The 19,863-nt window shown below is 47.3% G+C and carries 21 protein-coding genes; 3 read left to right on the top strand and 18 right to left on the bottom strand.

Annotated elements, in window-relative coordinates; all coding sequences use genetic code 11:
• Window positions 1–4 precede the first annotated feature (4 nt).
• Window positions 5–1,114, bottom strand: a complete 1,110-nt coding sequence (locus HZB75_02195; GenBank protein QQG51295.1) for an ABC transporter permease — start codon at window positions 1,112–1,114, stop codon at window positions 5–7.
• 1 nt (window position 1,115) lies between these two features.
• Window positions 1,116–1,874: an ABC transporter ATP-binding protein gene (locus HZB75_02190; protein ID QQG51294.1), complete on the bottom strand. Its 759-nt coding sequence runs from the start codon at window positions 1,872–1,874 to the stop codon at window positions 1,116–1,118.
• Window positions 1,875–1,931: 57 nt separating this feature from the next.
• On the opposite strand from HZB75_02190, the gene HZB75_02185 reads away from it, so the two are divergent.
• On the top strand, window positions 1,932–2,336 hold the full coding sequence (locus HZB75_02185) for an NUDIX hydrolase (GenBank protein QQG51293.1): 405 nt from the start codon (window positions 1,932–1,934) through the stop codon (window positions 2,334–2,336).
• 27 nt (window positions 2,337–2,363) lie between these two features.
• Here the strand turns inward: HZB75_02185 and HZB75_02180 are convergent, their stop codons facing one another.
• The 13 genes from HZB75_02180 to gap all read right to left on the bottom strand — a co-directional run bounded on the left by HZB75_02180 (window position 2,364) and on the right by gap (window position 15,274).
• Complete coding sequence (locus HZB75_02180; GenBank protein ID QQG51292.1) at window positions 2,364–3,602, bottom strand: DEAD/DEAH box helicase; 1,239 nt, start codon at window positions 3,600–3,602, stop codon at window positions 2,364–2,366.
• Window positions 3,603–3,800: 198 nt separating this feature from the next.
• Window positions 3,801–4,643: an endonuclease/exonuclease/phosphatase family protein gene (locus HZB75_02175; GenBank protein QQG51291.1), complete on the bottom strand. Its 843-nt coding sequence runs from the start codon at window positions 4,641–4,643 to the stop codon at window positions 3,801–3,803.
• Entirely contained in the window at window positions 4,643–6,616 is a 1,974-nt protein-coding gene (uvrB, locus tag HZB75_02170) for an excinuclease ABC subunit UvrB (GenBank protein ID QQG51290.1), read from the bottom strand. The genes HZB75_02175 and uvrB overlap by 1 nt, the downstream gene beginning before the upstream one ends.
• A gap of 13 nt (window positions 6,617–6,629) precedes the next feature.
• Window positions 6,630–7,367 carry a hypothetical protein gene (locus HZB75_02165; protein QQG51289.1) on the bottom strand — a complete coding sequence of 246 codons (738 nt, stop codon included), beginning with the start codon at window positions 7,365–7,367 and terminating at the stop codon, window positions 6,630–6,632.
• 1 nt (window position 7,368) lies between these two features.
• Entirely contained in the window at window positions 7,369–7,977 is a 609-nt protein-coding gene (locus HZB75_02160; protein ID QQG51288.1) for a hypothetical protein, read from the bottom strand.
• A complete protein-coding gene (locus tag HZB75_02155) occupies window positions 7,974–9,227 on the bottom strand; it encodes a hypothetical protein (GenBank protein QQG51287.1) in 1,254 nt (417 codons plus the stop codon). Before HZB75_02155 ends, HZB75_02160 begins: the two co-directional genes overlap by 4 nt.
• A gap of 56 nt (window positions 9,228–9,283) precedes the next feature.
• Window positions 9,284–10,252, bottom strand: coding sequence for a carbohydrate kinase family protein (locus tag HZB75_02150; GenBank protein QQG51286.1), 969 nt, complete (start codon window positions 10,250–10,252; stop codon window positions 9,284–9,286).
• 46 nt (window positions 10,253–10,298) lie between these two features.
• Window positions 10,299–11,210 (bottom strand): class II fructose-bisphosphate aldolase, encoded by a 912-nt coding sequence (locus tag HZB75_02145; GenBank protein ID QQG51285.1) that lies wholly within the window; start codon window positions 11,208–11,210, stop codon window positions 10,299–10,301.
• Window positions 11,211–11,220: 10 nt separating this feature from the next.
• Complete coding sequence (locus HZB75_02140; GenBank protein ID QQG51284.1) at window positions 11,221–12,216, bottom strand: transketolase family protein; 996 nt, start codon at window positions 12,214–12,216, stop codon at window positions 11,221–11,223.
• Window positions 12,216–13,079, bottom strand: a complete 864-nt coding sequence (locus tag HZB75_02135) for a transketolase (protein ID QQG51283.1) — start codon at window positions 13,077–13,079, stop codon at window positions 12,216–12,218. The genes HZB75_02140 and HZB75_02135 overlap by 1 nt, the downstream gene beginning before the upstream one ends.
• Window position 13,080: 1 nt before the next feature.
• Window positions 13,081–13,725 (bottom strand): hypothetical protein, encoded by a 645-nt coding sequence (locus HZB75_02130; protein ID QQG51282.1) that lies wholly within the window; start codon window positions 13,723–13,725, stop codon window positions 13,081–13,083.
• 2 nt (window positions 13,726–13,727) lie between these two features.
• Window positions 13,728–14,177 carry an RpiB/LacA/LacB family sugar-phosphate isomerase gene (locus HZB75_02125; protein ID QQG51281.1) on the bottom strand — a complete coding sequence of 150 codons (450 nt, stop codon included), beginning with the start codon at window positions 14,175–14,177 and terminating at the stop codon, window positions 13,728–13,730.
• Window positions 14,178–14,248: 71 nt separating this feature from the next.
• The gene (gap, locus tag HZB75_02120; GenBank protein QQG51280.1) at window positions 14,249–15,274 is read right to left on the bottom strand and encodes a type I glyceraldehyde-3-phosphate dehydrogenase; all 1,026 of its coding nucleotides are present in this window, start codon (window positions 15,272–15,274) and stop codon (window positions 14,249–14,251) included.
• Between the two features lie 150 nt (window positions 15,275–15,424).
• On the opposite strand from gap, the gene HZB75_02115 reads away from it, so the two are divergent.
• The gene (locus HZB75_02115; GenBank protein QQG51279.1) at window positions 15,425–16,963 is read left to right on the top strand and encodes a bifunctional (p)ppGpp synthetase/guanosine-3',5'-bis(diphosphate) 3'-pyrophosphohydrolase; all 1,539 of its coding nucleotides are present in this window, start codon (window positions 15,425–15,427) and stop codon (window positions 16,961–16,963) included.
• Between the two features lie 38 nt (window positions 16,964–17,001).
• Here the strand turns inward: HZB75_02115 and HZB75_02110 are convergent, their stop codons facing one another.
• Complete coding sequence (locus tag HZB75_02110; protein ID QQG51278.1) at window positions 17,002–17,532, bottom strand: inorganic diphosphatase; 531 nt, start codon at window positions 17,530–17,532, stop codon at window positions 17,002–17,004.
• Between the two features lie 59 nt (window positions 17,533–17,591).
• Here HZB75_02110 and HZB75_02105 point away from each other — a divergent pair, with 59 nt between their 5' ends.
• Entirely contained in the window at window positions 17,592–18,290 is a 699-nt protein-coding gene (locus tag HZB75_02105) for a glycerophosphodiester phosphodiesterase (GenBank protein ID QQG51277.1), read from the top strand.
• Here the strand turns inward: HZB75_02105 and HZB75_02100 are convergent.
• The gene (locus HZB75_02100) at window positions 18,287–19,228 is read right to left on the bottom strand and encodes an FAD-dependent oxidoreductase (GenBank protein ID QQG51276.1); all 942 of its coding nucleotides are present in this window, start codon (window positions 19,226–19,228) and stop codon (window positions 18,287–18,289) included. The two genes, HZB75_02105 and HZB75_02100, sit on opposite strands and share 4 nt — an antisense overlap.
• A 13-nt stretch (window positions 19,229–19,241) precedes the next feature.
• Complete coding sequence (locus HZB75_02095; GenBank protein ID QQG51275.1) at window positions 19,242–19,832, bottom strand: FKBP-type peptidyl-prolyl cis-trans isomerase; 591 nt, start codon at window positions 19,830–19,832, stop codon at window positions 19,242–19,244.
• Between the last annotated feature and the right edge of the window lie 31 nt (window positions 19,833–19,863).

Here is a 19,863-nt window from a genome sequence, read left to right as displayed (position 1 = left end):
GCGATTATTCCCAGCGGAATACCCTAAAGGCGATAAAGTAAATGATAATCATCCACGCGCCAACCATGCCAAGCTGCGGTAGAATATCGATAAAATGCTTACCTTCTGTCGCAATAAGACGGATTCCGTCGATAATCGGAGTCAGCGGCAAAAATGCCGAAATATTCTGTAGCCAATCTGGCATAAGGAACCGAGGGAAGAACGTCCCGGAAAGGAACATCATAGGAAACACTATGATGTTAGAGAGCGGCGCCGCCTGGCGTTCATTGCGTGCCCAACCGCCAAGTGCCAATCCAATACCCAGGATTGTCGTAATACCAAGCACCAAGAATATAGCAAGCTCAAAGTAATTACCGACAACCTGCAACTTGAATACGCCGATTGCCACTGCAAACATAACAGCCAGCGAAATCAACCCAATCGCCGCCTGACCGATCATTGTCGCTAAGAAATATTGCCACACTTTAAGAGGCGTTGTACTAAGACGACGCAAAATTCCCATTTTCTTTAGTTCAGGAAATACGTTTACTGGCCCAAAAATTCCCATACCGATAATCGCAAAACCCAAGAGGCCGGCAAATGTATAATCAAATGCCGAAAGACTTCGCTCGTTTAGCTGTTCGGTTGTTACGCTAAATGGCGTTTCTGTTTTAATCAGCGATGAGTTGATCGCCTTGAACTGTGCGTCAAGAATACTCCCGAGCGCTTGTCCAGATTGCTCATTGTTCTGCGTATACACAACCTTTGCCTGGCCCGCAGGAGTTTGGGCGCCATCTTTTATCGCACCGAAGTCCTTTGGCAGTACGATTGCCGCATCTAGTTCAGAACGGCTCATTTTTTCGCGTGCACCCTCTAGGCTGGTGACATCTTTATCGATTTTAAGAACCTTGCTTTCCTCGGCTTGCTTTACGAAGTTTGTGGCAAACGTACTATTCGATTCGTTGATAAGCGCAACGTTAAACGACATATCCCCGCTGCCGCTATTTAGGCTGCCGAACACAAAAAGAAAGATCAACGGAAATCCAACAGTAAAGAACAGCGCCAATTTATCGCGGAAAAATCGCTTCGTATTGATTTTTACGAATATCGCAACAGTATATAGTGATTTGTTCATGTTACGCCTCCCTCAGCCCTTTTCCGGTCAAATCGATAAATACATCCTCTAAGTTCGCTTGTTCGACGAACTGTTTTTTCTTAAATCCACGGTCGAGCAATTGTTTAATAAGATTCTTTGGTGTATCAATCGCCACGATTTCGCCGTTGTCCATAACAGCGATCCGGTCACATAGAATCTCTGCCTCGTCCATGTAGTGCGTGGTCATAATCACGCTAATACCTTTGTCACGGACCTGTTTAATCAAGTCCCACAAGTGACGCCTAGCTTGCGGATCAAGCCCCGTTGTTGGCTCGTCTAAAAAGAATACTTTCGGACCGTGCACAAGCGCCGTCGTAATACTGAGGCGCTGCTTTTGTCCACCTGAAAGATCCTCAACATAGTTATTCGCCTTTTCAACCAAATCAACATCGCGCAAAAATTCCATAGGGTCAACACGCTCGCCGTATGCCGCGGCAAACATTTCTACAACTTCTACCAATTTAGTTTTATCTTGGAATGCTGGCGATTGTGGCTGCACGCCAATAAGGCGCTTTACCTTATCTGGGTTTTGGGTAACATCAATACCATCGATTATGACACGGCCATCATCGATAGGACGAAGCGTCTCCATCATCTCGAGTGTGGTCGTTTTACCGGCGCCGTTCGGACCTAAAATGCCGAATATCTCGCCTTTTTTAACTTCAAAACTAACACCGTTTACCGCCTGCTTGTCGCCGTAGCGCTTTTTCAGATTTTCTACTACTACCATTGCTTTCATATGCTCCTATTTTACACTAAAAATGCGCCGAAGCGACATGTATGATACGCTAGAATTATGAACTTACAAGTCGGCGTTAAAGCGCTTATCGAAAATAGTCAGAATAACTATCTATTCCTTCATCGATCAAAAGTTATCGATGGCCACGAAACCTCTATTTGGGATATTCCTGGCGGCCGAATAGAGCCAGAAGAGGATCTTATGAGCGCACTGACGCGCGAAATCCTTGAGGAAACAGGCATTGTTCTCACTGCCGCACCCACACTTATTGCCGCACAGGACATTTTTGCCGGCACCAAACTACACGTCGTGCGGCTTACGTACCTAGTCGACGGCGACGGCGAAGCAATACTTAGCGACGAACACACAGACGCCAAGTGGCTATCGCTCGAAGACGCCATGCAACTGAATCTCGATCCGTACATAAAAGAACTTATCGAAAATAAAATAACACCGGCGTAAACCGGTGCTATTTTATTTTACGTCGTATTAGCGACGGTCGATGAATGTGTGTGCACGGCCAGATGCCCCACCACGACCAGTACGGCCGATACGGTGGATGTAGTCTTCGTACGTTTGCGGCGTATCGAAGTTAATAACATGTGTCACATTTGGAATATCAAGACCACGAGCTGCAACGTCGGTTGCAACAAGCACGCGAACGCGCTCGTCTTTAAATTGCTTTAGTGCGCGCTGACGCTGCGACTGGTTTTTGTTACCATGAATCGCAGCAGATGGAATGCCACTGTTATCCAGGTGGTCGCTAAGGCGCTGAACACCAAACTTTGTCTCACCAAACACAAGAACTTTTTCGTATTCTTTGTTCTTTAGCATGTCGGTAAGAATTTCGAGTTTGTGCATTTTGTCGTTTGCTTCAATAACATCCTGCTCAACGTGTTCGGCCGTTTCAGATGTACGAACAGATACAGTCACAGGATCGGTAAGGAATGTATTAACAAGCGCAGAAATCTCTGGCGTGATCGTTGCGCTAAAGAACAGCGTTTGGCGCTCTTTTGGCATTTCGTTCACGATTTGACGAATGTCCGGCAAAAAGCCCATGTCGAGCATACGGTCGGCTTCGTCAAGAACAAGCGTTGTCATGTTGCTTAGGTTAAGCACACGGCGCTGCATAAGGTCTTTTAGACGACCCGGCGTACCAATAATAAAGTGCGGACGGCGCTTAATATCACGGATTTGGCGCTCGATATTAACACCACCAACGATAAGTGTTGAGTAGAGGTTAAGACCTTTGCTAAATTCACGGAACTGCTCGTCAATCTGCTGAGCAAGCTCGCGAGTTGGCGCAACAATAAGAACGCTTGGGCGAAGTGTAATGCCACTTTGGCGTTCGATAATTGGCAGCAAGAACGCGGCAGTTTTACCCGTACCAGTGTTTGCAAGCCCAATAACGTCGCGGCCTTCGATAATAGAAGGAATCGCTTGGTCCTGGATAGCGCTAGGCGTTACATAACCCTTGCTTGAAATGTTGTGGTGCAGCTGAGCGCCAAACGGAAAATCAGCAAACTTGTGCTTCGATTCGTAAATAACTTCGTCTGCCTTTGCGACAGCTTTGTTAATAAATTTTGATGGGTGGATGTACTTTTTAGAAGGACCACGGTTACCACCGCCGCGTCGGCCACCGCCACCGCTTCGATTACCGCCGCCAAAGCTTCCGCCTCGGGGACCTGAACTATTAGGACGCCCTGTGCGTCGTTGTTGAAATGCCATAAAGAATAACCCTTTCGTTATATTGTTAGTAGCAGTTGCTAGAGAACAGCGAGAGGATATTTCGGTGGTGGCGCTAGTTTCGTAGGGCGCTCATCTTTGAAAGAGGCTCGACATTCATCGAATGCAATGTTATCTACTGTAGCACAAGAGGGATAAAAATGCAAGCGTTCGATCATGCATTACCCCTGTTATATCGTACTATTTTATCGTTATTTCAGCTGATATGGCTCTATGATCAGAGCCTCCATCGGGATAAATCGTGTGATCTTTAACTTCGATCGTTGGCGAAACAAGGATATGGTCAATTTGCACCAACCGAATACTTGGCATAAAAGGTATTTCGCGCATTTTTGGCGTTGTTGTAGGCCGCTTTTTACTATCGACATCTCGTAGCCCCACCTCTGTCTCTAGGCGTTTCAAGATACTTCCAGTGGCCATATCCGTAAGCCGCGTTGCTATGTCCCGAATTCGCGCATGAGGCACACTACGAGCGATAAATCGCACAGCCCGCGACCCCAGCACTTTGGCGCGAGGCGTCGCCCACATCGCGTTAAAATCGCCCAACATTACTGTCGGCAGCTTTGCTTTTTTAATATACGGCACTATGTCATCAATCTGTTGGTTGCGAAGGGCTTCGCTGCGATCATCGAGATGAGTTGCCAAAAATAAAGCTGTTTTATTTGTAGCTGGGTCTTTAGCGGTAAATGTTAAAAGATTACGCGCGTTCGCCCATGTGCTTTTTTGAACATTTGAAATAGGAACGCGGCTAAGAACGCGTAAATACGGCATCTCGCCCATGTATTCCTGCGACCAATCACGATCGTCACTTCCATAGGCGATATCGTGCATCTCGTACCCCATAGCTCGTAACTGCGAGTCAACAGTGTCGGCGGTAGTTGTAAGATATGCCTCGGGAAGAACAATGATATCTGCGTCGAGTTTTGCGATCGATGCAACAATTCCAGCCGCTGATCCACGACCCGCCTTAACGTAGCCGCGCAATCTGCTTTCAACGTTCCACGACGCAATCTTCAGCGACACTACATCTTCTCTTTTATACTAACAATAAGATCACGAAGTTCGGCTGCTTTTTCGAACTCTAGGTTAGCGCTCGCAAGCTCCATTTGGCCGGATAGTTCTTTAATAAGCGACTTGTATTCGTCTTTTGGAATCTTTTTAAGGTCAAGTTTGGGAACCTTACCTTTATCTTTGTCCGGAATAAGCGCGCGCAATCCTTCGTCGATTTCTTTGGCAATGCTTGTTGGCGTAATACCGTGTTCGGCATTGTACGCCTCTTGAATACTGCGACGACGCGTCGTTTCGTCGATCGCCGCCTGCATAGAGCGCGTAATCTTATCTGCATACATAAGAACCTTGCCTTCTTGGTGGCGTGCAGCACGTCCAATCGTTTGCATAAGTGCGCTTTCACTACGCAAAAATCCTTCTTTGTCGGCGTCCATAATTGCAACAAGACTTACTTCGGGAAGATCCAAACCCTCGCGAAGAAGGTTGATACCCACCAGCACATCAAAGACACCCATGCGCAGGTCACGCAAAATATCACCGCGTTCAAGCGTGTCGACATCGCTATGGATATACGATGTTTTTATGCCAATCTCTAGGAGGTACGTTGATAGATCCTCGGCCATTCGCTTCGTCAGCGTTGTGACAAGTACTCGCTGGCCTTTGCTAATTCGATCGTTAATCTCGGCAATCAAATCATCAATCTGGCCCTCGGTTGGGCGAATAATAATTTCTGGATCAAGAAGTCCTGTTGGGCGGATTATCTGCTGGGCTGGCGGCGGCGTATGCGACAGTTCGTAGTCGCTTGGCGTTGCTGAAACGTAAATCGTTTGATTGATATGCTGGTCGAACTCCTCAAACTTGAGCGGTCGGTTATCCATAGCGCTTGGCAGCCTAAAGCCATGCTCTACCAGCACTTCTTTGCGGGCACGGTCGCCGTTGTACATACCACGAACCTGTGGCAAGCTTTGGTGACTTTCATCGACAAGAAGCAAAAAATCATCTGGGAAATAGTCGAGAAGCGTTGCTGGCTGCTGCCCAGGCTCGCGGTTAGTAAGATACCTCGAATAGTTCTCGATTCCCTTTACAAAACCTGTCTCTTCAAGCATCTCAAGATCGTATTTTGTGCGCTGTGTCAGGCGCTGCGCTTCTAGTAGCTTGTCGTGCTTTTCAAACCACTCAACGCGTTCCTCGAACTCTTTGCGTATACCCTCTATGGCATGCTCGAGCTTTTGCTTAGGCGTTACATAGTGACTGCTCGGGAAAATCTTGCAGCTATCGGGCTCGGCAAGAATTTCACCTGTCAGTGGATCGATTTGCGTAATGCGATCAACTTCATCGCCAAAAAACTCAATACGGTACGCAAGGTCGCTACCCGCAGGAAAAACATCAACAACATCGCCCTTTACACGGAATGTTCCACGGTGAAAATCTATATCATTGCGCTGGTACTGGATATCCGTAAGAAGCCGCACAAACTTATCTTGCTGTCGGCGCTCGCCTTTTGTAATAGTCAGTGACATTTCTGCGTAATCGTCTGGCGAACCGATACCGTAAATACAGCTGACACTGGCAACAATAATCGTATCGCGGCGCGTAATTAATGCCGTTGTTGCTGCATGGCGCAAGCGGTCAATCTCGTCGTTGATTTTACTGTCTTTTTCGATATAGGTGTCGCTACTGCTTATGTACGCTTCTGGCTGGTAGTAATCGAAATAACTTACAAAGTAGTGGACTTCGTTATTTGGAAAGAATGATTTAAATTCGCTATATAGCTGCGCAGCCAAAGTTTTGTTATGCGCAAGCACAAGCGTTGGCACTTGGCGATCCTGAATAATATTCGCCATGGTGAACGTTTTACCAGACCCAGTGACGCCCAAAAGCGTTTGCTCACGCTCGCCAGCATTAAGCCCGTCTATCAATTGTTTGATTGCGGTTGGCTGGTCGCCCGTTGGCTGATATTTCGTTTGTAGCTGAAAACGCTGATTCATCCCTACAAGTATACTACTTCTTGCGAGCCGACTCTATAATTGCCACGGCAGCTTTGTAATCGCCTGTTGCGATAAGATCTTTTACGGGCTGCATACTCTTTACTTTTGTCTCGTTTACAGCAAGTAGCAAGGGAAAGTCGATCGTCGCCGTGATTGCCGGTTGTGTGATTTTTGCCCCGCTTTTGATAACGTTCGATACTTCACCGACATGCTGCACCGTACAGTGAGATGTTCCAATAGATGTGTGCGTATCGCCACCGTCTGGCGTCAGGCCAATCTTGTATGTATAGCCACCGTCAGTTGCATCAGAGATCGATTCGACAAGGAAGAGCGTCGAGGGAGCCAAGTTTTTAACCGCCGTTTCGTGAACGTCGTAGTAGCTCAGTTTCAGCTCATCTGCCGTGTTGCAGGCGTCAGTTCTTGTGCGGTTTGAGATCTCTACCGTAACGCGAACGGTGCCGTCTTTATTTACAACGACAAGCTTATTGCCATCGAGTGAGCCGCTTTTTACCTTTTCGGAAGTTGCGGTCCATTCATTCGGGTGATCCAGTTCGTAAATACTGCTTGCATACGCCACCTGGGCGGTTTGTAGCACATCGGTATTTGAAGATGTGTCCTGTGGTTTAGTATCGGTGTCCTTTTTAGCGATAAAGTTTTGATAGAACACGACACCAAGCGTCGCCATAAGAGCAACAAACAATACTGCAATAATAATTGCGTGTGCGCTTCCTTTTTGAGATTCCTTTTTCATATTATCCTCTTCCCGCCCTTTTGTCGGTTACCTGACTGTCGGTGCCGTCATGAACAAAATCGGCATATTTCTTATCAAGTGCTTCGACCACTTTTTTCACTAGCCGATCAGGATCGGTATCAAAAATGACTTCCTTTGCGCCAGGTGCTTCGATATGTTGTAGCAGCGTTTTAGTATAGTCGGCAAGACCGCCACTACCAAGTAAGATGCCACATACCTTGCGGCTCTCTAGCGCGGTTGAAAGCTCGTGCAAGCTCCCCATGCGGCCGCCAACCGTAATAATGCCGTCGCTACTGCGAACCAAGTGAACATCACGCCCTACGTATTCCATGCCCGTAAAGTTTATGTAGTCAAACTCCTTGGTTGGCAAACGATAGGTCGAGACGTGCTCGCGAAACGATGTCGCCGGTGAAAATCCCACAGAAACACCCTTCGCATCAGGAACACTCATAAAGCCCATTGCCGCGTAGTGAGGTAACCCTACCGTTGCACCAGTGAGGAGTGTTTTTCCTTGCTCGGCGATTGCCCGTCCTAGCTCGTATGCTAGCTGATGCGACGTATGAACAGTGTCACCACTTGCCGCCCCCGAAACACAAATTTGGTATCTCATATAATTTTCCCATCTCCTTCCAGTAATTCAGGCGCAACCATGTCATTGTCGAGCTCTTGTAATATCTGCTGTTCAAGAACTGGGTAGCGCATGTAGCAGATAAAAATCTCGTTCCATAGACTTTCGCGGAAGTGATACACCAATCGATCCTCGTAAGATAATCCGTTAGCATAACTTAGCGCCATGTCGACAAAGTTCAATGTAACCGGTTTGTCGTCGAACAACAAACCAACATAATCGTTATCTTGCCAAAACTTCATTTCAGGATCGATCTGGTAAAGCAATTCTTCGGCACGGCGCCAATGAAGATCCTCGGGGTGAACATGCGGCTCAAACATTTCTTTGTGCGCTTCGTCTTTCAACTTGCCATAGTAACGCTGAATAACCCGCCAGTGCACGTAGCGACCAGCCATCTGACTGGCTGTTCCTGGGTCGGCAATAAGTGTATTAACTACCGTCTCTCCAAAGCCAGGGTGCTGCGCTTTAAGCTTAAAGAACGTCGAGTACAATTTTACCTCGTTAAGATAGTGAAGAAGAAGCGGCAGGGTTTTGAGCATGAGACCTTTTGAGTGGGTTTCGCGCAGTGGCACAACCACAATAACTCCCAGCTCTTTCGTGTGAGTAACGTTGTGAAGTTTCTTCTGCGTGAATTGCTCGGCGAGATCAACATATTTGTCGTGATCCATCGCCAAAATACGAATATTACGTTCCTCGTAATCGTCTGGTGTTACTGTCTTAAACAGCTCGTTAAAGTCGTTCAACCAATCAGCACCCTCCGAAAAACGAAGTGCAGTATATAGCTCGTCGAAATCCTCGCCCGCGAACATGTCATCGATCGAATGATAGCCGAGTCGCTCCATTAGCTTAACCGGCGGGTGAGCGCGCAGAAGTTCTTTTGCTTTGTCATGTTTAACAACAAACACCTTACGGTTGAAGTCTACTTTATCTGCAACATCAATCATAAGGGGAACAAGCTGCGCAACATCGCTGCTGTCGGTGGCGCCAATCAGCTTCGTAAGACGTTCGTTGTCCGTGTGGATTCGCGCCAGAAGTGCCTGATAGAATTCGCGCCCTGTAGTAATTGCGGGGTCTAAATTCAGAAGGCGCATGGCGTTGTGCGTTTTTTGCGTAATTTCACCAATAAGACGAGCGTCCGCGCCTAATCGCCCGCTTGCCTGTTCGAGCTGTCTTATCGCAACCGAAAAAACCGGCTCCTCGGCATCTAACAGGTCTCGTAGAAATTTCGCCATATCTGTTTTCCCCTACTTCTATCTGATAGCTAGTATATCACGCTTATGACTAAGGACTAAAACGGCTTTTCGTGAAGTGGCATTTCATGGAGTTTTGCTCCACGGTGCAGAATACCTGTTTTTGCACCAATTTTCGTTACGACAGATGTCGAGTTGGCACTTGCAAATATAATCGATTCTTTTAGTGATTTACCCCTAGACCACTGACTAAGGAATCCCGAGCTAAATGCGTCACCCGCACCAAGGCGGTCAACAACCTTTACATCTTCGTACATACCAGCGCGGATGATCGTTTTTGAATCGGTAGCAACGACACCGTTAGGACCGTCGGAAACAAGAACCACAGGGCAATAATGCGTCAGATGCCTCGCTAGCTCTTCGAGTGTTTCGCCAGCCACCAGCTCTTGAGCTTCTTCTTTGTTTAATGAAATAACTTCGATATCCTCAAGAAGCGGCTTTAGCTTGCGAGGCTCTTCGAGCTCTTTGCCCGAAGGGTTCATCATAATCTTAACGCCAGCTTTCTCGGCGCGCGTCACAATTTCTTCTATCAAATGCATGTCATTAACCGACGAAACATAGAGCCAGTCAGCCGAATCGATTGCCTGTAAGTCGAAGGCATTCCTAAACTTCTCGATAGAACTACCCATGTAATTAAGTACCGTTCGTTCGCCTGTTGGCGCTAAAAGAATCGTTGAATAGCTTGCCTTGTAGTGTGCATCTTGAACAACCGAGGAAGTATCAATATCCTCTTCGTCGAGTGTCGCAAGAATTGCCTGGCTTGAAATGTCGTTACCCAGCACCCACATATACTTACTGTGAAGCCCTTGCCTGGCAAATGTAGCCGCGGCATTTGTTGCATTCCCACCCGACGAAAAGTAAACGTCATCGACATGAAGTTTTTTGCCCAAAGGAAGTTGCTCGTACTCGACGCCTTTGTATTTGTAGGGTTGAAAATCTTTGCTACTGGTTAAAAAGACGTCTTGCGACGCCTTACCAATGGCGAGAATTGTTGGTTTTGTGCTCATATATCTGTCAGTATACCACTTGTGCTTATGCTTTTAAAAACACCGCCTATAGGATTGCTTTGCCGACGCTTCCGAAAGCATTGATTTTTTCTTCTACAACTTTTTGAACGGCTTCGTATACTTCGGGCATCAACTTTACTACGGCATATTCATCTGGATTATCTGCTAGCACTTTTTCGAGTGTTTTGCGGAAAGTGTAGCGCATATCGCTGTTGATATTAATTTTACTAACACCAATTTTTGCCGCCTCTTCAAAATAATTCAAGGGCGTGCCGCTTCCACCATGCAAGCTTATTTGGCAAGTAATTTCATTTCGAATTTCTTGCAAAAGCTCAAGATCAAGCTTTTTCGGCACAGGGTATAGCCCGTGGAGGTTTCCGATTTGAACAGCAATCGTATCAATCCCTGTTTTGTCGACAAAGTCTTTTGCCTCAGCTGGAGTCGTATTGTACTTCTTTACCTCTTCGTAATCGATTGTTTCTTTATGGACATTCGATGACCCCATGAAGTAGCGCTCTTCTGCCTCTACGAGCGCACCCGTGAATTTAGCGTACTCAACGACTTCCTTTGTCTTTTCGATAATCTCTTCAAGCGGCGCGTCGTGATTCGCCTGCGAGATATCAATATGGATAAACTCGAAACCTGCGTCGATTGCGCGTTTGCAGCTTTCGACACTAGGGCTATGATCGAGGTTGATATACATCTCGATTCCGTATTCGTCGCGGTAATTGTCAACAAGATCACGAATATTATCGAGGCCGATTGCATCTACTTCGCCTTGGCTTACCTCTACGAGTACTGGCGACTGCAACTTTTGCGCAGCCTTACATACGGCAATAAGCGTTTCTTGGTTGTCGATATTAAAGGCGCCGACCGCAAACCCTTGGCTGCGGCTACGCTGCATTAAATGTCGCGCTCGCACCGTCCGTTCTCTGATTTCTTTAATAGTTAAGCCCATCATTCCTCCTTTAGAAACCTTGGTGGTATTTTGGCGTATGGCCAACGAACTCTTTTACTTCTTTTGCAATAGTTGCGTGATCCAGACCGAAATGCTCCATTAATTGCTGCGGTTCGCCACTCTCGCCAAATCTATCTTTCATGCCAACGCGGTACAACGGGGTTGGAAGCTCTTCGCTCAGTAATTCTGCCACCGCACCACCAAAGCCGCCCTTGCGCTGCGCTTCCTCTGCCGTCAGCACGCGACCTGTTTTTCGCACACTCTTAAGTATCGTTTCGTCATCGAGTGGTTTAATCGTTGGAACATGCACCACCTCGGCACTAATGCCTTCGGCTTCCAGCATTTTAGCGGCTACCAAAAGTTCATAGGTCATTGCACCAGTTCCCAAAAGACTAATGTCGTTCCCCTCGCGTAGCACGTAAGCCTTACCAATCTCAAAAGGTGACTCGTCTGTGCTGAATATCGGCGTTTTCTCACGGGCCAAACGTAGATACGTTGGCTTACCGTTTTCTGCTAAAGCAATCGTTGCTTTTTCGGCCTCTACACTGTCGCCCGGGGCTATAACGACCATATTAGGCAGCACACGCATCAAAGCGATATCCTCGAGCATTTGGTGCGTGGCACCATCTGGACCAACGCTAATACCGGCATGCGAGCCAATAATCTTTACGGGCTGATCGTTAAGTGCAATAGTCGTGCGGATTTGCTCCCAGTTACGACCAGGACTAAATGCAGCATAGCTGCTTGTAAACGGTACTTTGCCTGCTCGTGCAAGACCGCTGGCAACCGTTACGAGGTTTTGTTCGGCAATACCAACCTGAATAAATCTTTCAGGAAAAGCCTCAACAAATGTTGACATTTTAGTGCTATCGGTAAGGTCGGCGCAAAGCGCCACAATGAGTGGATTTTTTTCGCCAGCAACCTTGAGGCCACGGCCAAAACCAACGCGAATCGGCTCTTTTTCAACATCTTCATCGAATATATTCGGACGCAAAGGATAGTTCATTATTCTATATCTCCCGAGGTAATTTTTCCGTCAAGCGTTCGGAGTTTTTTCATCGCCTCTTTTGCCTGCTCGTGGTTAGGCGGCACGCCATGCCATTTATAGTCGTACTCCATAAAATCAACACCTTTTCCTGGAATCGTGTGTGTAATAATAACGCTTGGTCGGTTCGTAATAGCACGCGCCATCCCCGCTGCATCTATGATACTTTCCATATTGTGGCCGTTGATTTCTTGAACGTGCCAGCCAAAACTCTCCCACTTCCCACGAAGATCTTCGAGTGGCATGATTTCATCGGTCGGACCATCAATCTGGATATTATTGCGGTCAACGAATACAATCAACTGAGACAATTTGTACTTGCCGGCGAACATAGCCGCTTCCCATATATTGCCTTCATCGAGCTCGCCATCGCCAGTAACAACATACACCCATCGGTGTTTCGCGTTATCGAGATACTGCAAACTATACGCGTACCCTGCCGCTTGCGATAAGCCGCTCCCTAAAGGACCGCTGGTGTTTTCGAGACCAGGTAGCTTTGTTCGCTCCGGATGCCCCTGAAGACGGCTCCCAAGTTTACGTAGCGTCTTTAGCTCCTTAACCGGAAAGTATCCACGCTCAGCCATAACAGCATACTGCACTGGAACAGTGTGGCCGTTACTCAAAAAGAACACATCGCGCTCGGACCACTCGGGCTTTTCGGGGTCGATATTCATAATATTGAAGTAAAGTGCCGTTACGAGATCCGCAAGATCAAGTGGCCCCGCACTGTGTCCACTACCCGCCGCCTCGAGCATTTGCACGATGTTTTCACGAACGATCATCGCCTTATGCTCTAGTTGTTTCATTGATAACTGTTCTACCACCCTAAATCACCCCATGTTTATTAATTTCGTTGACCAGTGTAGCATAAACATCTTGCGGATTCTGTGCGTGAGCTAACACTCCGCCAACATTTAATACGTCAATTCCGCCTTGCGACAAACTGTAAACATTCTCAACATTCACTCCACCGTCCCAGCCAATTTCCGCCGACGGGTTAATGCCTTTTATAAGGCGCACCTTCTCTAGTTGCATAAGGCTCGCCGTGCCGCCGTATTTTCCCAGCTCGCCGCTAAAGATCATAATATGGTCGGCTTCTTTTATTGCGTCGGCCACCGTTGCGGGAACGGTTGAACGAAGAAGCGCAAGCCCTGCTTTTATACCGAATTTCTTTACATGCTGCAAAACTGGAATAATATTTTCTTCAACCTCGGCATGAAAGATAATCATGTGCGGCTTAAGGCTGATAAGCGTTTCTAGGTGCTCGCTTGGGCGCGCCACCATAGCATGAATATCTACCGTCCACTCTTGTGGCCACCACACCTGGGCGGCACCAATTGTAAATGTAGGGGCAAATTCACCATCGCTAATATCGATATGAACACGCTCGGCAAAGCCATGAACATGCTCTACTTGTTCTTTATAGTTATCGGCAGATTCAGCCAAGATAGCAGGAGAAATAACACTCATAATTACAGCTCGTCAATTTGCATATTACGTCGTTTGTATCGGGGCGCCGAGGCGAAAGGCGTTGTTAGCCATGTATCAATAATGTCCTGCCACTCTTGTTCGTCTTTTTCAAGAATACGTGCTGGCAAACAGAGAACATTGCTGTCATTGTCGTTACGCGTCATTTTAGCTTCGTAGGCATCCCAAATCACGCTTGCGCGGATACCGCGAAAACGGTTGGCTGCCATACACATGCCTTGACCGCCACCACAAATAAGAATCGCCCGTGGATCTTTGTCTTCATCGCCAAGCACTTTCAATGCCGCCATTTGCGCAAACTCTGGAAAGTCATCGTCTGGCTTAAATTCCCTATCCCCAACATCTTCAACGTCGTGGCCGCGCTTTGCCAAGTAGGCAAACACCTGCTCTTTCATGGCAAAACCCTGATGATCCGCACCCAAGTATATCTTCATACTACAAGTATAAGCACTTTTGCCCTAAAACAAAAGCACCCCGGCCATTTCGCCAGGGCGCCTTGCACTGCTTATTTATGAATTGCGCGACCAGCGTCGGCAACAAGCTCAACCAGACGGTTGCTATAACCCCACTCGTTGTCGTACCAAGCCACTACCTTAACAAGGTTTCCACCAACAACGTTCGTAAGCGGAAGGTCAACGATTGCACTATGGCTATTGCCCTTAAAGTCGCTACTTACCAGCTCTTCTTCGGTGACCTCAAGAATACCCTGATAAAATGGCTGGTCGGCTGCTTTTTTAAACGCCGCGTTTACTTCTTCTACCGTAACATCACGTTTTGTCACAACGACAAAATCACTAAGACTTACGACAGGCGTCGGAACACGAAGACTAAGCCCCCCAAATATTCCTGCAACTGCTGGCAAAACCAACCCAGCTGCGGCACTGGCACCCGTACTTGTTGGTACAATATTTTCGGCAGCAGCACGCGCTCGGCGGAGGTCTTTATGTGGCGCGTCTTGCAGCTGCTGGTCGGCCGTGTAGCTATGCACCGTCGTCATCATGGCTTTTTCGATACCAAAATGGCTTTCAAGCACTGCCATTACTGGCGCAATACAGTTGGTCGTACAGCTTGCATTGCTAATAACATCGCTTGCGCCTTCTTGACCAATCGCATCCTCGTTAACACCAAGTACAATAGCATCCGATCCTTCACCCTTTGCAGGGGCGCTAATAACGACACGTTTCGCGCCCGCTTGGTCAATATGCATGCGCGCCTGTGCCGGTTCGGTAAATCTACCGGTACTCTCTATAACAACATCTACTGCCATACTTGCCCACGGCAGTTTTGCTGGATCTTTTTCGGCTAATACCGCAATATGCTCGCCATTAACGGTAATCCCTGTGTCATCGTAGCCAACATCATGCTGGTATGTTCCATACGACGAGTCGTGCTTTAAAAGATGCGCCAACGTTTTCGTGTCGGTAAGATCGTTTATTGCGACAATCTTGACGTCGCTTCGTTCATAGGCAATTTTAAAGGCGTTGCGCCCAATACGGCCGAACCCGTTAATCGCGATAGTAACCTGACTCATGAAAACCCCACTCCTTAAAAATAAATAGCTTAAGCACTTTGATTGTATTATATACCGGTTTGTAATCAGTTGTAAAACATATTCCTTTGTAAAGTGGTCGCCTACAAGGGTTGTTCTTTATTTTACAAGAGTAGATTATACTAGTACTACATGAAAAAGCGCGACCTACTAGCCCACGCCACTCCACACTACGACGAGAACGATCTTCTCGAGCTCGATCATGCTATCGACTTTGCAACTAAAGCACATGCAGGGCAAAAGCGTAAAAGTGGCGAACCGTATATTATTCACCCTCTTTCTGTTGCGGATACGCTGGTTGATTGGGGTATGGATATTGATACCGTGCTTGCCGGCGTACTTCACGATACCGTCGAAGACACCGACGCCACGCTAGAAACAATCGAGAATCTATTTGGTCGTGACGTCGCATTTTTGGTCGATGGTGTCACAAAGGTCTCGCAGGCCCGGGCTGGAATGCGCAATCTCGATAATTATCTTCCGCAGACAAAAGACAACCTGTCAAAGCTTCTGATTGCCGTTGGGCAGGACGTGCGCGTTATCATTATTAAACTAGCAGACCGTCTTCATAATCTTTCGACACTTCAATACATGCCGTCCGAAAAGCAAACCAAAATAGCACGCGAAAGCCTCGATGTATTCGCGCCAATGGCCGACCGCTTGGGAATGGGACGTGTGCGCATGCAAATCGAGGAGCTTGCCTATAGCTACCTCGATCCTGCAGAGTACCGACGCTTGCAAAATATCATGCGCAAGCGTCTTGGCAAAAGCACGCGAAAACTCGGGGCCGTTCGCTCCGAAGTAGAGGCCGAGCTGAAAAAGCAAAAAATTCAAGGCGAAGTTAACGGGCGGGTTAAAAGTATCTACAGTCTCCACAAAAAGCTCGCCAAAGTCGATGGCAATATCGATGATATCTACGATCTAATGGCGCTTCGGGTTATCGTTGACAATAAAGACGATTGCTACAAAGTGCTTGGCATTCTTCACGCGCTTTACCAGCCTATGATTGCGCGAATCAAGGATTACATTGCCGTTCCTAAACCCAACGGCTATCAAAGCCTCCATACTACAGTTATTACCCCAAGCAAGCAGATCGTAGAGTTTCAAATTCGCACCATTGCAATGCACGACTATGCCGAGCGGGGTCTTGCGGCAAGTTTTCATTATCATGAACAAAAATCATCAAAAGATTATGTTAAAAAACGAGAAACTTCCTCGAATCTACCGGCGCATCTTCAATGGATTACGCAGCTACAAGAAATCTCTGCTCGCCTGCGTTCTGGCGCCGAGATTTCGCGCGATCAGCTAAATATTGACCTATTCGGCAACCGCATTTTCGTTTACTCACCGAAGGGCGACATCTACAACCTTCCCGAAGGCGCATTGCCTCTCGATTTTGCATTTCTCGTGCACAGCGACATTGGTACCCACGCCTACAGCTTCCGTGTTAACGGCAATATCCATCCTTTCGATAAACCGCTGCAAAACGGCGACGTGGTCGAAGTTGTCACCCGCAAACTTTCATCACCAAAACAGGCGTGGCTCGATCTCGTAAAGACAGGGCACGCTCGCGAAAAGCTACGCTCACAACTTAAAAAACGTGACGTCATAGAAACACTCACAGGCGCTGCCAACATTATTCGTCAAAAAGCCCAGCGTCGAAAAAAATAACCCGCTACTATGCGGGTTATTTTTGCTTCAATCGGCTTCTACTGGTTGTTCCAGCGTTCGATAGATTCGTGAATAACGCTCTTTGCTTCTTCTACGTCACCCCAGCTTTGAACAGTTGTTGTCCCTGGTTTTTTAAGGTCTTTGTAGTGATTAAAGTGAAATTCGATCTGCTTGATAAGCTGCGCAGGCAAGTCGCTCAGCGAGTTAATCGCGTTGCCAGTATTACGGTCATCTGCAGGTACCGCTACAATCTTGTCGTCTACTTCGCCATCATCAGAAAACTTCATAACACCGATAACTTTCGCTTCCAAAAAGATGCCCGTTGGCAGCGGCTCGTTCGTAATAAGCAGAACGTCTAGCTCGTCGCCATCTTCGTCGAGCGTTTGTGGAATAAAGCCGTAGTTGGTTGGCTTTGCAAAAATCGCAGGCTCTACGCGGTCAAGCTGCATCACAGCAAGCTCGCGGTTCCATTCAATTTTATGAGAGCTGCCGGTCGGAATTTCAACAACAACGTTGATAACGCCGCCATCAACATCGCCAGGAGTTAGAATTTTATTAAAATCAGCCATATATGCCTCCGTTATTTAACTACTTCTATTGTAGCAAATTTGGTATAATGAGAGCAATTATGTTAATCATTGGACACCGTGGTGCGGGCGGCTTGGCCCCAGAAAACAGCCTCGAAGCGCTTCGGGCTGGCGTAGAGGCCGATGCTGATATTTTAGAGTTTGATGTTCGCCTCACCAAGGATAAAATCCCGGTATTAGTACATGACTTTCACACTCTTCGAACCCATCACGACACCTCAATCATTTCTCGCCATACACTAAGTGAGCTTTTAGAGCGCACACAAAAGCAGCCGATCGTTCCACTTGCCGACGTCTTAAATGAGTTTTTCGGCAAGATTCTTTTAAATATCGAAGTTAAGGGCCGCGGTACGGGCAAGGTTGTTGCCGAGCTAATTAAAGCCAACTACGCAAAGCGCGCCTCAGACTGGAATAATATTCTCTTCTCGTCGTTTCGCGGTAGCGAACTCAGCACCATCCGCGAGGTAAGCACCCACGCTAACCTTAGCCTGCTTCATAGCGAAAACCCATTTATTTTTATTGCGTATCACCGCAAATTACGGCTTTCGGCAGTAGGGTTCCACCGTCTGTATATCAACCGTCTTGCCGTTGAAATCGCAAAACGCGCTCGCCTGTTTACTTACGCCTATACCATCAACCGACCACATACTGCATTGCTTTTAACGCAGCAAGGTATCGACGGTATTGTTACTGATCGCCCTGATCGTATTTTAAGCGAAGTAAAAAAACACGCCGACTAAGCGGCGCGTTTTTGTTCATCTAGGTATTCGCGTATCGAAAGCGCGGCTGTCGCGCCCTCGCCAACAGCGCTGGCAACCTGCATTGTTGCCCCACTTCGAACATCACCACTGGCATAAATACCGGGTATATTCGTCGATAAGTGGCTGTCGGTTTTAATAAGCCCCTGCTCGTCACACTCGATACCGCTCCCCTCAAGAAACTGCGTATTTGGCTTTAAACCGACAAAGACAAACACACCGTCGGTTGCAAACGAGATTGGCTCGCCATTTTTGACAGCTTTTACTTCGGTAATTTTATTGTCCGTTGCAACGATCTCTTTCGTTTCCGTCTGCAAGTGAATTGTCACCTTGCCTTCATCGACGTATTTCTGCATGTCATGCTGCAGAATTTCGCTTGCTTTTACCGTGCTGCGTACGAGCAAATCAATATGCGACGCAAAGCGAGTAAGGAAGATCGCCTCTTGAAATCCAGAGTTGCCCCCGCCTACAACAACAAGTCGTTTGTCACGGTAGAAGGCTCCGTCGCATGTTGCACAGTAGTGAACGCCGCGGCCATAATACTCCTGCTCGCCAGGAACGCCAATCTTACTGTAGTCGCTTCCGGTTGCAATAAGCACTGTCTTTGCCTCTACCTCTTCACCGTCAACAACGACAATTTTAGTAGCGCCATTATCGCGGATCGAAGATACCTCACCGAATTCAATTTCGGCGCCAAAACGCTCGGCTTGCTTTTGCAGGCGATCTGCCAACTCAAGGCCAGGAACGCCATCTGGAAAACCAGGGTAGTTATCGACTTGATCGGTTATTGCCGCTAGGCCGCCAATAACGCCTTTTTCATACAGTACCGTGTCGATATCCTCTCGCGTCGTATAAACAGCGGCAGCAAGCGCACTTGGGCCAGCCCCGATCATAACAACGTCTCGTATTTTTCCGCTCATAGTATCCTTCTTTTTACTTTGTGTTAACAATCATAACAATAAACTTGATTGGCGTGTTTGGCGGGATATCATCGCCGCTTCCTGTTTCGCCGTATGCAAGATCCGATGGAATCGTAAGCTGACGCACGCCGCCGACTTTCATACCAATAACTCCGTCGGTCCACCCCTTGATAGGACTAAGGACACTGGTGTCAAATGGCGCCTTAAGCGACTCGCCTTCAAACGAACTGTCAAACGACTTACCACGAGGATTCCACCCAATATAGTAGGCTTCGTATTTTGTATCCTTAGTAATTACCGCTCCCGTACCCTTTTTCAGGTCTTTGGTAATAACATTATCGCCAACAGATTCTTTGTCGAATACTGCTGGTGAGTTTTTGTATGCCTTAAATGTAGCGTAATATTTGTCGGAAAGTTCCTTCGTACGCTTTTCTTCGGCTTCCATTTGTTTTTGGTATTCTTCGTAAAGCTTGTTTTGCGCTGCTTGGTCGGTTTGCGCGTTCTTAGACTGCAATACCATAACAGCAAACGATCCGAGCGTTCCAATCATCATCACGATAGCAATAATCCAAATACCGATACGCTGACTTTTCGGTGTGGCCATAAGTTTTTCTTTCCCTCACTATTTACTTGTT

Source organism: Candidatus Saccharibacteria bacterium (assembly GCA_016432585.1).
Lineage (GTDB): Bacteria > Patescibacteriota > Saccharimonadia > Saccharimonadales > Saccharimonadaceae.
This window is presented reverse-complemented; position numbering and strand designations above follow the sequence as displayed.

Bases quoted from the DNA above. Each gene is read 5' to 3' on its own strand.
- HZB75_02125 (QQG51281.1), bottom strand. From the start codon at position 14,177: ATGAAGATATACTTGGGTGCGGATCATCAGGGTTTTGCCATGAAAGAG.
- HZB75_02150 (QQG51286.1), bottom strand. From the start codon at position 10,252: ATGAGCACAAAACCAACAATTCTCGCCATTGGTAAGGCGTCGCAAGAC.
- HZB75_02155 (QQG51287.1), bottom strand. From the start codon at position 9,227: ATGGCGAAATTTCTACGAGACCTGTTAGATGCCGAGGAGCCGGTTTTT.
- HZB75_02190 (QQG51294.1), bottom strand. From the start codon at position 1,874: ATGAAAGCAATGGTAGTAGTAGAAAATCTGAAAAAGCGCTACGGCGAC.
- HZB75_02180 (QQG51292.1), bottom strand. From the start codon at position 3,602: ATGGCATTTCAACAACGACGCACAGGGCGTCCTAATAGTTCAGGTCCC.
- HZB75_02105 (QQG51277.1), top strand. From the start codon at position 17,592: ATGTTAATCATTGGACACCGTGGTGCGGGCGGCTTGGCCCCAGAAAAC.
- HZB75_02165 (QQG51289.1), bottom strand. From the start codon at position 7,367: ATGAAAAAGGAATCTCAAAAAGGAAGCGCACACGCAATTATTATTGCA.
- uvrB (QQG51290.1), bottom strand. From the start codon at position 6,616: ATGAATCAGCGTTTTCAGCTACAAACGAAATATCAGCCAACGGGCGAC.
- HZB75_02100 (QQG51276.1), bottom strand. From the start codon at position 19,228: ATGAGCGGAAAAATACGAGACGTTGTTATGATCGGGGCTGGCCCAAGT.
- HZB75_02110 (QQG51278.1), bottom strand. From the start codon at position 17,532: ATGGCTGATTTTAATAAAATTCTAACTCCTGGCGATGTTGATGGCGGC.
- HZB75_02185 (QQG51293.1), top strand. From the start codon at position 1,932: ATGAACTTACAAGTCGGCGTTAAAGCGCTTATCGAAAATAGTCAGAAT.
- HZB75_02160 (QQG51288.1), bottom strand. From the start codon at position 7,977: ATGAGATACCAAATTTGTGTTTCGGGGGCGGCAAGTGGTGACACTGTT.
- HZB75_02145 (QQG51285.1), bottom strand. From the start codon at position 11,210: ATGGGCTTAACTATTAAAGAAATCAGAGAACGGACGGTGCGAGCGCGA.
- HZB75_02130 (QQG51282.1), bottom strand. From the start codon at position 13,725: ATGAGTGTTATTTCTCCTGCTATCTTGGCTGAATCTGCCGATAACTAT.
- gap (QQG51280.1), bottom strand. From the start codon at position 15,274: ATGAGTCAGGTTACTATCGCGATTAACGGGTTCGGCCGTATTGGGCGC.
- HZB75_02195 (QQG51295.1), bottom strand. From the start codon at position 1,114: ATGAACAAATCACTATATACTGTTGCGATATTCGTAAAAATCAATACG.
- HZB75_02095 (QQG51275.1), bottom strand. From the start codon at position 19,832: ATGGCCACACCGAAAAGTCAGCGTATCGGTATTTGGATTATTGCTATC.
- HZB75_02140 (QQG51284.1), bottom strand. From the start codon at position 12,216: ATGAACTATCCTTTGCGTCCGAATATATTCGATGAAGATGTTGAAAAA.
- HZB75_02115 (QQG51279.1), top strand. From the start codon at position 15,425: ATGAAAAAGCGCGACCTACTAGCCCACGCCACTCCACACTACGACGAG.